Origin of the sequence: Lacisediminimonas sp. (assembly GCF_030645335.1) — a bacterium.
GTDB lineage: Bacteria > Pseudomonadota > Gammaproteobacteria > Burkholderiales > Burkholderiaceae_D > Lacisediminimonas.
On record NZ_JAUSNH010000066.1, the window covers coordinates 1 to 10,190 of the forward strand.

Annotated in this window: 8 protein-coding genes; 1 reads left to right on the forward strand and 7 read right to left on the reverse strand. The window is 63.3% G+C overall.

What is annotated here, in order from left to right; genetic code table 11:
- Window positions 1-32: 32 nt before the first annotated feature.
- From Q7T64_RS05045 to Q7T64_RS05055, 3 genes are all read right to left on the reverse strand, one after another.
- Window positions 33-836, reverse strand: a complete 804-nt coding sequence (locus tag Q7T64_RS05045; RefSeq protein WP_304792199.1) for a sulfite exporter TauE/SafE family protein — start codon at window positions 834-836, stop codon at window positions 33-35.
- A gap of 20 nt (window positions 837-856) precedes the next feature.
- Entirely contained in the window at window positions 857-2,290 is a 1,434-nt protein-coding gene (gene hemN, locus Q7T64_RS05050) for an oxygen-independent coproporphyrinogen III oxidase (protein ID WP_304792202.1), read from the reverse strand.
- A gap of 179 nt (window positions 2,291-2,469) precedes the next feature.
- On the reverse strand, window positions 2,470-5,160 hold the full coding sequence (locus Q7T64_RS05055; protein ID WP_304792205.1) for a bifunctional acetate--CoA ligase family protein/GNAT family N-acetyltransferase: 2,691 nt from the start codon (window positions 5,158-5,160) through the stop codon (window positions 2,470-2,472).
- 214 nt (window positions 5,161-5,374) lie between these two features.
- Here Q7T64_RS05055 and Q7T64_RS05060 point away from each other — a divergent pair, with 214 nt between their 5' ends.
- Window positions 5,375-6,214, forward strand: a complete 840-nt coding sequence (locus tag Q7T64_RS05060; RefSeq protein ID WP_304792208.1) for a universal stress protein — start codon at window positions 5,375-5,377, stop codon at window positions 6,212-6,214.
- Between the two features lie 100 nt (window positions 6,215-6,314).
- Here Q7T64_RS05060 and Q7T64_RS05065 read toward each other — a convergent pair whose 3' ends face one another.
- The 4 genes from Q7T64_RS05065 to Q7T64_RS05080 all read right to left on the reverse strand — a co-directional run.
- Entirely contained in the window at window positions 6,315-6,947 is a 633-nt protein-coding gene (locus Q7T64_RS05065; protein WP_304792212.1) for a hemerythrin domain-containing protein, read from the reverse strand.
- Window positions 6,944-7,426 carry a universal stress protein gene (locus tag Q7T64_RS05070; RefSeq protein ID WP_304792216.1) on the reverse strand — a complete coding sequence of 161 codons (483 nt, stop codon included), beginning with the start codon at window positions 7,424-7,426 and terminating at the stop codon, window positions 6,944-6,946. Before Q7T64_RS05070 ends, Q7T64_RS05065 begins: the two co-directional genes overlap by 4 nt.
- Window positions 7,380-8,588: a nitronate monooxygenase family protein gene (locus tag Q7T64_RS05075; protein ID WP_304792219.1), complete on the reverse strand. Its 1,209-nt coding sequence runs from the start codon at window positions 8,586-8,588 to the stop codon at window positions 7,380-7,382. Before Q7T64_RS05075 ends, Q7T64_RS05070 begins: the two co-directional genes overlap by 47 nt.
- A gap of 261 nt (window positions 8,589-8,849) precedes the next feature.
- Window positions 8,850-10,190 (reverse strand): MBL fold metallo-hydrolase RNA specificity domain-containing protein (locus tag Q7T64_RS05080; protein WP_304792223.1); only part of this gene is annotated, 1,341 nt, incomplete at its 5' end.

Below are 10,190 nucleotides of genomic sequence, written 5' to 3' on the forward strand. Positions count from 1 at the left end.
CGCCAGCGCATCGGGATTGGAGGCCGTGCTGCTCATCGATGCGCCCCGGCCGGGGCCGGCGTGATGCAAAAGACATCCAGCCAGCTTGGCGCAAAGCCGTTGGCCGCCCGCGCCATGCCGGCCACGCCAAAAGCCAGCACCAGCAAGCCGGCGGCAATGCGCACACGACGTTGCCGCGACCAGCCGCGCAGGCGTTCACCAGCCAGCCCCATTGCCAACAGCGTGGGCAATGTGCCCAGGCCGAATGCCAGCATCACGGAGGCGCCGCCCACCGCAGTGCCAGTGAGCATGGCGGTGGCCAGCACGCTGTAGACCATGCCGCACGGCACCCAGCCCCAGAGCGCGCCGAGCGCCAGCGCCTTGGCCGGATGGTCGATCGGCAGCAGCGGCTTCATCAGCGGTTGCAGCCGCCGCCACAAGCCTTGCCCGAGCGCTTCCAGGCTGTGCAATCCACGCCACGCGTCCATCAGGTAGAGACCGAGCACGATCAACATGCCGTTGGCCAGCCAGTACATCGCCAGGCGCAAGCTGGCCAGGTCGAGCAATGCCTGCACCCCGCCCAGCATGCTGCCGGCGAGTGCACCCGCCACCATGTAACTGCCGATGCGCCCGGCATTGTAGGAGGCCACGCGCAACAGACCGTCGGCGCCGATGCCTGCGCCGGCTATAGCCGTGTTCTTGGCGGTCACGACCGGCACCGGGAATGCGGAAGTCGGCGGCCGCGAACGAGCAGCGGCCGAAAAGGCGCTGACGATGCCGCCGCACATGCCGATGCAATGCACGCCACCCAACAGGCCGACCAGGAAAATCGGGAACAGGGATAAACCAGTGGGCACAGGCAGCAGCGTATTGTCGGTCAGATGGTTTTGGAATAACGCAGCGGCGCTGCCTGCGGCTCGGCACGACGTTCGTTCAGGTGGCGGTCGAACACCATGCATATATTGCGGATCAAAAGTCGCCCTTTGGGCGAAACCGTGATCCATTTATCATCAATTTCCAGCAACCCGTCCTGTTCGAAGCCGCGCAGCTTTTCCATCTCGGCGGCAAAATAGGATGCGAATGTGATCGGATAAGCCTGCTCCAGCGATGGCATGGACAATTCGAAATTACACATCAGCATCTGGATGATAGAACGCCGCAGCACATCATCCATGCCCAATTTGATGCCGCGTGCGATCGGCAGGTCATTCTTGTCCAGATGATTGTAGTACGCCGACAGGGTTTTGACATTCTGGCTGTAGGTGGTGCCCACGGAACTGATCGCCGATACGCCGCAGGAAACCAGGTCGGCATCGGCATGGGTGGAATAGCCCTGGAAATTGCGGTGCAGGCGGCCCTGCCCCTGTGCGATCGCCAGGTCGTCGGTCGGCTTGGCGAAATGGTCCATGCCGATGTACACGTAGCCAGCCCGCGTCAGCCGGCGTATGCACAGGGCCAGCATGTCGAGCTTGGCCTGTGCGCTGGGCATTGCCGCCTCGTCAATCAGGCCTTGCGACTTGAACAGGTGCGGCATGTGCGCGTAGTTGTAGATCGATATCCGGTCGGGATCCGCTGCAATCACCTTGGACAGCGTGGTTCCCATCGAAATCACATTTTGCTTGGGCAGGCCATAGATCAGGTCGATCGATACCGAACGGAAGCCGGCTTCACGGGCCGCGGCAATCGCGTCGAGTGTCATGCTTTCGGGCTGGATGCGATTGACCGCCGCCTGCACGTCCGGATCGAAATCCTGCACACCCATCGACAGCCGGTTAAAGCCCTGGCGGCGCAGCTTGTGGATGCGCTCACGGTCCACCGTGCGCGGATCGATCTCGATGGAGTACTCGCCAATGGCGTCCGGCGCAAAGGAGAACCAGCGCCGCAAATGGCGCATCAGTTCATCCATCTGCGCGTCGCTGAAATAGGTGGGCGTGCCGCCGCCAAAATGCAGCTGCTCGATCTGGTTGGCGCCGGCAAAAAGCTGGCCCTGCATCTCGATTTCGCGCTTCAGGTAGCCCAGGTAGGTTTCAGCCTTGCTGCGGTCGCGGGTGATGATCTTGTTGCAGGCACAGTAATAGCAAAGCGATTGGCAAAACGGAATATGCACGTACAGCGAAAGCGGATGCCGGCCGCCGACGCGGCGCACCGCGGCCACCGCCTGCAGGTAGTCACGATAACCGAAGGACTCCGTGAAACGGTCCGCCGTCGGGTAAGAGGTATAGCGGGGCCCGAGCTGGCTGAGCTTGCCGATCAGGGCGGCGTCGAATTCGATTGCCGGACTGGCCGGCCCCGGATGGAGGGACTGCGTCATTTCTTCGACTCCTGCTGCGGGCAGCGCCCGGACAGGACGCCCATTCCCAAGGCAATGAAGTGTAGGCAGCGGGGTCGGCGCAATCCTTGATCCAAGTCAAAATCAGCCGGGTGCTGCCGCCCAAGACGCCCGCCCGGTGATCGCGAGAACAACTATCTGACAAAACCCGGCTGCTGCAATCAGCCGGCGACTGATTGCAATGGCAAGTGCAAGGACACCGTGTCATCGCCGCGCTCGGGGTTCTTGACCTCGAAGCCGAGGCTCTGCACCAGGCGGATCAGGCCGCGGTTGCGCGCCAGCGCCTCGCCAATGATTTCACCGGTGCCGCGCCGCTTGCAGTAGTCGATGATCTTGGTCATCAGCAGCCGGCCCAGTCCATGGCCCTTCAGGTCGGAGCGCACGATGATGGCGAATTCCGCCTTCTGGTTATCCGGATCGGCGATGGCCCGCACCACGCCCAATGTTTCCCAACTGGCATCGGCGCGCTGGCGAACGGCAACGAATGCCATTTCCCGGTCGTAATCGACCTGGGTCAGCCGGGCCAGTTGTGCGGGCAGCAATTCATTCATCTGGGTGAACACGCGCAAGCGCACATCGTCCGACTCCAGCGCCTTGAAAAAGCGCACATGCTCCTCGCCATCTTCCGGACGGATCGGACGCAACACAATGGGCTGCAGTCCCTCCGGCCCCTGCCACTGGCGTGTCTCTTCCAGTTCATCCGGATAAGGCCGGATTGCCAGGCGGTCCGGCCGCGCCGGTCCGATCTTGACCCGGGCGTCGAGCGCGATCACGCCATTCTCGTCGGCCAGCAAGGGATTGATGTCGAGTTCGATCAGCTCGTCGATATCGGTGACCAGCGCCGAGATCCGCATCAGCGTGTCGCAGATGGCGTCCATGTCTGCCGGCGGACGGTTGCGGTAGCCCTGCAGCAGCCGCGCCACCCGGGTGCGGCTGATGAGGTCCAGCGCCAGCACCCGGTTCAGCGGCGGCAACTGGATCGCGGAATCGGCCATCACTTCGACCGCGGTGCCGCCCTGCCCGAACAGGATCACCGGACCGAACACCGGATCGGTCGACACGCCCACGATCAGCTCGTGCGACTGCGGACGGCGCGCCATCTGCTGCACCGTGAATCCGGCCAGCCGTGCCTTCGGCAGCGCCGCGTGCAGCCGCTTTTGCATGGTCGCGGCACTGTTCCTGACCGCGTCGGCGTCCTCCAGGTCGAGCACCACGCCGCCGACATCGGACTTGTGGCTGATATCGGGCGACAGGATTTTCAGCGCGACCGGAAAGCCGATTGCCCGGGCACAGGCCGCAGCCGCATCCGGGTCGGCGGCGACCCGGGTCTGCACCACCGGAATATGGTAGGCGTCCAGCAACTGTTTGGACTCGGGCTCGGTCAACATGCTGCGCCCGTCGGCCAGCGCCGCGCGGATCAGCGCGCGCGCCATTTCCCGCTGCGGCGCGCGTTGCTCGGCCAGCGCCGGCGGCACTTGCATCAGCAGGAACTGGTTGCGCCGGTACTGCACGATCTGCATGAATCCCTGTACCGCTTTTTCCGGCGTGTCGAAGGTCGGTATGCCGGCCTCGCCAAACAGCAGGCGCGCGTCGCGCACCGCATCAGCGCCCAGCCAGCACGCCAGCACGTTGCGGCTGCTGGCAGCCACCAGCGGCGCCAGCGCGCGCGCAATGTCGGCGCTGGGCACGATCGCGGTGGGCGCATGGATGAACAGGATGGCGTCGGCGTCCTCGCTATCGAGCAGGATCTGCATCGCTTCACGGTAGCGCGCCACCGGCGCGTCGCCGATGATGTCGACCGGATTGCCGCGCGACCAGGTCGGCGGCAGATGCTTGTCCAGCAGTTTCAGCGTCGGCTCGGACAGCGTAGCCAGCGTGCCGCCGGCGGCTATCAGCGCATCGGTCGCCATCACGCCGGGGCCGCCGCCGTTGGTGATGATCACCAGCCGCTCGCCATGCAGCGCGCGCGCGTAGGCCAGCGTCTCGACGGCATCGAACAAGTCGTCGGTGGATATCACGCGCAGCATGCCGGCCCGGCGCAAGGCGGCATCGTAGATCAGGTCGGCGCCGGCCAGCGCACCGGTATGGGACGCCGCCGCCTTCGCCGCTTCCGGCGCGCGACCAGCCTTGATCACCATCACCGGCTTGCTGCGTGCCGCCGCGCGGGCAGCGGACATGAACTTGCGGGCATGGCGTATATCCTCCACGTACATCAGGATCGAACGCGTATCCGGATCGCGTGCCAGGTAGTCCAGCACGTCGCCGAAATCGACATCGGCGCTTTCGCCCATCGAAATGAACTTGGAAAAACCGATGCCGCGCGAGCGCGCCCAGTCCAGCACTGCCGTGACCAGCGCCCCGGACTGCGACACAAAGGCGATGTGGCCCGGTAGCGCACCGGTATGCGCAAAGCTGGCGTTGACGCCGATCGCGGGCGCCAGCATGCCCACGCAGTTCGGGCCAAGGATGCGCAGCAGGTACGGCCGCGCCGCGTCCAGCATGCGCTGGGTCAGCCGCACCCCCTCATGGTCGTGTACGCCAAGTCCTGCGGTGATCACTATCGCAGCCCGGGTGCCGCGCCGGCCAAGTTCGGCGATGATGGCGGGCACCGTATCGGGCGGGGTGCAGATGACGGCCAGCTCGGGCGCTTGCGGCAGTTGGCGCAGGTGGCGATAGCAGCGCAATCCCTGCACCTGGTCGTACTTGGGGTTGACCGCATACAGCGCACCCTTGAAACCGGCCGCCAGCATATTGCCGAGCACGGTGCTGCCGACACTGGCGGCACGATCGGAGGCGCCGATGATGGCGATCGATGCCGGATTGAAAAGCTTGGACAGGTTGCGTATGCTCATGCTCGGGATCCTGGTGGGTTTGGCAACGGAAGGACGCGAACGCGATTGATCGCAGGACAATCTGGTCGGCAACCTTGACTTGCATCAAAATTGCCCGGCGCGGCTGTTTCACCAGGGATCTTGTGCTGGACGAAAATCCGGACGATGCCTACGCTTGCAATAACTCGAAAAACATTCAGTAGCCGAACCCTAGCACGAAGTCTGGAGGACACAAATGTCATACAAAACCATCCTGGTCCATGTCGACCTGTCGGCACACTGCGCGCAGCGCACACAGGTGGCGGCAAGGCTCGCCGCCGCACACGATGCGCACCTGGTGCTGGCGGCGATGACCGGCTTGTCGCGCTTTGCCATGACAGGTGAAGAACTTGCCCAGTCCGATCCGGTGATCAATTCGCACCGCGCCTTGTTGCACCAGCGTGCCACGAAAGCGCTGGACAGCGCCGAAGCCGTCGCCCGCAGCGCAGGTGCATCGCGCATTGAACGACGGCTGATGGATGACGAGGCCGCGGCCGGTATCACGCTGCAGGCGCGCTACAGCGACCTGGTCGTGCTGAGCCAGGAAGACCGCAATGAAGCGATGATGGGCGGCGCTGAAAATTTTCCCGAATTCGTGCTGCTCAATTGCGGCCGTCCGGTACTGATCGTGCCCTATGCAGGACATTTCCCGGCGGTCGGCAAACGCGTGCTGGTGGCATGGAACGGCAGCCGCGAAAGCACGCGCGCAGTGACCGCGGCGCTGCCCTTGCTGCAACAAGCCGACAAGGTGGAGATCGCCGTCATCAATCCGGACCAGGACAGCGATGTGCATGGGCCGCAACCGGGCGCCGACATCGCGCTGTACCTGGCACGGCATGGGGTGAAGGCGGAAACCATGATGGAATCCGCCGTCAAGGATCCTGGCGAGGGCTTGCTCTCGCTGGCGGCGGACCTGTCGTCGGACTTGCTGGTGATGGGCGCTTATGGCCATTCGCGTTTCCGCGAAATCCTGCTGGGCGGCGTGACGCGCAAGTTATTGTCCTCGATGACCTTGCCCGTACTGTTTGCGCACTAGCATTGCAAGGCGCGGCCCAGGCTGATGGCCGGGGCCGCTCTTCAGCGCCCCATCCCGGGACACTGTATTGCCAGGCTATTTTGCTACTTGCCTTGCCACATCAGGCAGTGGCATCCCCTAAACCGATCGGCGCTGGCGCAATATTCACGATCAGTGAAAACAGCCGGTCGAAGTCGCCCTTGAGTTCCTTCTTTTCCAGCGGATCGACGTTGGCAGCGAAGGCCTGGCCGACAGCTTGCCAGTCGGTTTCGTCGAGCTGTTTTTCGGCGCCCGGCAAGATCGTCTCTTCTTCGATGCGCATGTGATTGAAATAAAACTCGGCGTAGTCCTCGACCATCTGCAGGAACGGCGCATAAGCCTGTACCCCTGAAAACTCCAAGCGGATCAGCATGTGCTCCATCTTGTGCACCAGTGACTCGCCCTGGCCATGCTGCGCTTCGAGCGTGTCCAGCGCGCCATCGAAGTCGTGCGTATGGCTGCGCAGCCGGGCAAACAGGAACTGGTCTTCCTTCGGATGATGGAAGCGTTCCGGATATTCGCTGATGTAGAAAAGCATTGCGCGCAAGACCTTCAGGTCTGGCTCGACCTTGGTCTTGGCCATCTGGCGCGCCATGTGCAACATGCCGTGGATGACGGCGGCAAGGCGGCTGTGTTCGTCGCGGATCAGCCGGATGGCGTCACGCGCCACATGGGAGGCCGGGGCGCTGCCGGTGGCGGCTACGGTACTGTTCATGTCAACTCTCCAGTCGATGTCGGGGCAGTTAATGATTTTTTCAGCGGATACACCAGCACCGGTGCGACGGCGTGGGCCAGCACCTTCTGCGTCTGGCTTCCCATCAGCATGCGTTCCATGCCGGTACGTCCGTGTGACGCCATCCAGATCAGGTCGCAGCCGAACTCGCGCGCGGCATTGACGATTTCGTCGGCAGCAGTGAAACCGGTCACCACGGTCGTCTTGCAGGGCACATTTTTCGCGCCAGCCTGCTCCGCAATGCGCTGCACATGCTTGCCGGCGGTCTCGCGCAGCGCCGCCTCGTAGCCGCTCATGTCGGGCACGATGCCGCCTTCACTGCCCATCGGGTACGGATAAGCTTCAGCAACCGAAATGGCGACCAGGCTGGCGCCTGTTTCGCTGGCAAATGTGATTGCTGCCGCAACAGCCAACTCAGACAGCCGGGATCCATCGGTGGGTACCAGGATTGTTTTGAACATCGTTGCTCTCCTTGTCCGGGGAAATCCCGGTCAGTAAAAATTGGATCAGGTCCCGTACTGGCCGTATTGCATTGCCAAACGGAAGTTTTTCCGAGCCACGGAAGAACAGCCCGCGCTCGACATCGCCCTGCAACGCAAACGCCAGTTGCCGGTCGATGCAAAATTGGCCGGCGCGGGCGATTCCATCGCGCAGGCCGCACTGTTGCAGGCAGTCGAAACCGACGGTGCAATCGCGTTGCGTGGCACGCGATTGCAGCTTGGCTTCCTTGTGCAGGTAATTGTCGAGCCAGGGCGTGCGTACGCCACGCGCCGGCAGGCCCGCCACGCTCATGAAGGTGACGATGTCTTCCGGCCTGGCCTGGGTCAGCACACGCTTGAAGTTGGGATGGGCGTCGCCCTCCTCGCTGACTGCGAACGGCGTGCCGAGCTGGACTGCGGACGCACCGAGGCCGAGCAGCGCACGCACCTGCGTCGGCTCATGGATGCCGCCGGCGACGATCAGTGGAATTTTTTCGGATTCAATGCCGAGCTTTTGGAACAGTTCGAGTGTGGCTTGCAGTACCAGTTCGAATGCGAAATGCGGCGAGTCGACTTCATCGATCCGTGCCGCGCCCAGGTGTCCTGCGGCATAGCGCGGGTTTTCGATGACGATGGCGTCCGGCAAGCGATTCTTGCGCATCCATTTTTTCAGCAACAGGGAGATGCCGCGGGCGTCCGACAGGATCGGGATCAGCGCCATGTCCGGCCAGGCGGCCGTCAATGCGGGCAGGTCCAGCGGCAGGCCGGCGCCGGCAACGATGGCGTCGGCGCCGCTTTCGCAAGCTTGCCTGACGTAGGCCGGGTATTGCTCCAGCGCGCGCATGACATTGACTGCGATGGCGCCATTGCCCTGTGCAATCTCGCGCGCCGCGCGCAGCTCGCGGTCGAGTGCGACCAGGTTGGCGCAGTCGATGGTGGCCTTGTCGCGGGATATTGCTGTCTGCGCCATCAGGTCGGGGTGATGGCGGCGCAGGTCTACGCTGGAAATGGTGCCCAGCGCATTCAGGCGGGCCACGCTGCCGGCCAGCCGATGCGCGGAGACGCCAACACCCATGCCGCCCTGCACGATCGGTAGCAGGGTCTTGTTACGCAGGCGCAGCGGCGGCAGGTCAATTGGCAGCACAGGTGGCTTTCCGGAAACGTTCAAGTTCGGGGCAGCGTAACAAATGGGCCGGCGGAAAATTTTGACTTGTATCAAAAAGGACCGGATGGGCTTGCCGGGGATGGCATCCGGGCGGGAACGGCAAACGGTTCAGGATATTGCGTGCAACGATATCCCATTGCTTATTGAGCAACTAACTTCCGAGTCCCCTATCGGGAACCAATTATCTGGCCTGGATTGACCGCCGCTTCGAGAAACCGGGAAACCGACCCGGTAGGCCGATCAGTCCGCCGACCGGTCCAGCGTAAAGGACTCCAGGTAGTCTGGCACCCGGCACCGCCAGTGCAGGGTCTCTTCGATGCGCTTTCGGATATTGTCAGCCGCGTCCGGCTCGCCATGGATGATGAAGGTCTGCTTGGGCGGCACGGTAAAACCCTTGAGCCAATCGATGATTTCGCCGGCGTCGGCATGCGCCGACAGGTTGTCGATCTGCTCCACTTGCGCCCGCACCGGGTAATACTCGCCGTGGATCTTGATGGAGTCGGCTCCGGCCAGCATGGCTGCACCGCGCGTGCCGCCAGCCTGGTAGCCGGCGAACAGCACGGTATTGCGCCGGTCGCCGACAAACGCCTTCAGGTGATGCAGCACGCGCCCGCCGGTCGCCATGCCGCTGGCGGCGATGATGACCATCGGCACGCGGCGCAGGTTCAGCGCAATCGATTCATCCACCGACCGGACGATGCGCGCGCTCTCGCACATGTCGCTGACCTGCTGGCGCGTCAGTTTATGGTCGCTGCTGTGCTTGACGTAGACGTCGGTGGCGTTGGCTGCCATCGGACTGTTCAGGTACACCGGCAGCCCGGACGGTATCGCGCCGGATTCCTTGAGCAGGTGCAGGTCGTACATGATGGTCTGGGCCCGGCCCACCGCAAACGCCGGAATGATCGTGACGCCGCCACGCGCGGCAGTTTCGCTCACCGTGCGCGCCAGCTTTTCCAGCGGGTCGCTGTCGAGATGCGGCTTGTTGCCATAGGTGGACTCCACCACGACATAGTCGGCCTGCGCAATCGTCTCCGGCGCCATCATGATCGGGTCATTGACCCGACCGAGGTCGCCCGAAAAAGCGATGCTGGTGCCGTCATGCCGGATCAGCACGCTGGCCGCACCCAGTATGTGACCCGCGCGCGAGAACCGGACGTCCAGCCCCTCGACGTCAAACGATTTGCCGAAAGGAACCGGGCGGAACAGGCGCAGCGCATGCTCGGCGTCATCCACTGTATATAGCGGCAAGGCAGGATGATGTTTTGAAAAACCGCGGCGGTTTGCATAAGCCGCTTCTTCTTCCAGCAGGTAGGCGCTGTCCGGCAGCAGGATCTTGCACAGGTCCCAGGTAGCGTCGCTGGCATAAATGGGTCCGCGGAATCCGTTGCGCACCAACAGCGGCAGGTAGCCGCTATGGTCGAGATGGGCATGAGTGAGGATCACCGCCCTGATCGACGCCGGATCGACCGGCAGCGGCTCCCAGTTACGCAGGCGCAGTTGCTTGTATCCCTGGAACAGGCCGCAATCGACCAGTACATGCCGGTTGTCGAAACTGAGCAGGGTCTTCGAGCCAGTGACGGT

Coding starts and splice junctions, on each gene's coding strand:
- hemN (WP_304792202.1), bottom strand. CDS start 2,290: ATGACGCAGTCCCTCCATCCGGGGCCGGCCAGTCCGGCAATCGAATTC.
- Q7T64_RS05055 (WP_304792205.1), bottom strand. CDS start 5,160: ATGAGCATACGCAACCTGTCCAAGCTTTTCAATCCGGCATCGATCGCC.
- Q7T64_RS05060 (WP_304792208.1), top strand. CDS start 5,375: ATGTCATACAAAACCATCCTGGTCCATGTCGACCTGTCGGCACACTGC.
- Q7T64_RS05065 (WP_304792212.1), bottom strand. CDS start 6,947: ATGAACAGTACCGTAGCCGCCACCGGCAGCGCCCCGGCCTCCCATGTG.
- Q7T64_RS05070 (WP_304792216.1), bottom strand. CDS start 7,426: ATGTTCAAAACAATCCTGGTACCCACCGATGGATCCCGGCTGTCTGAG.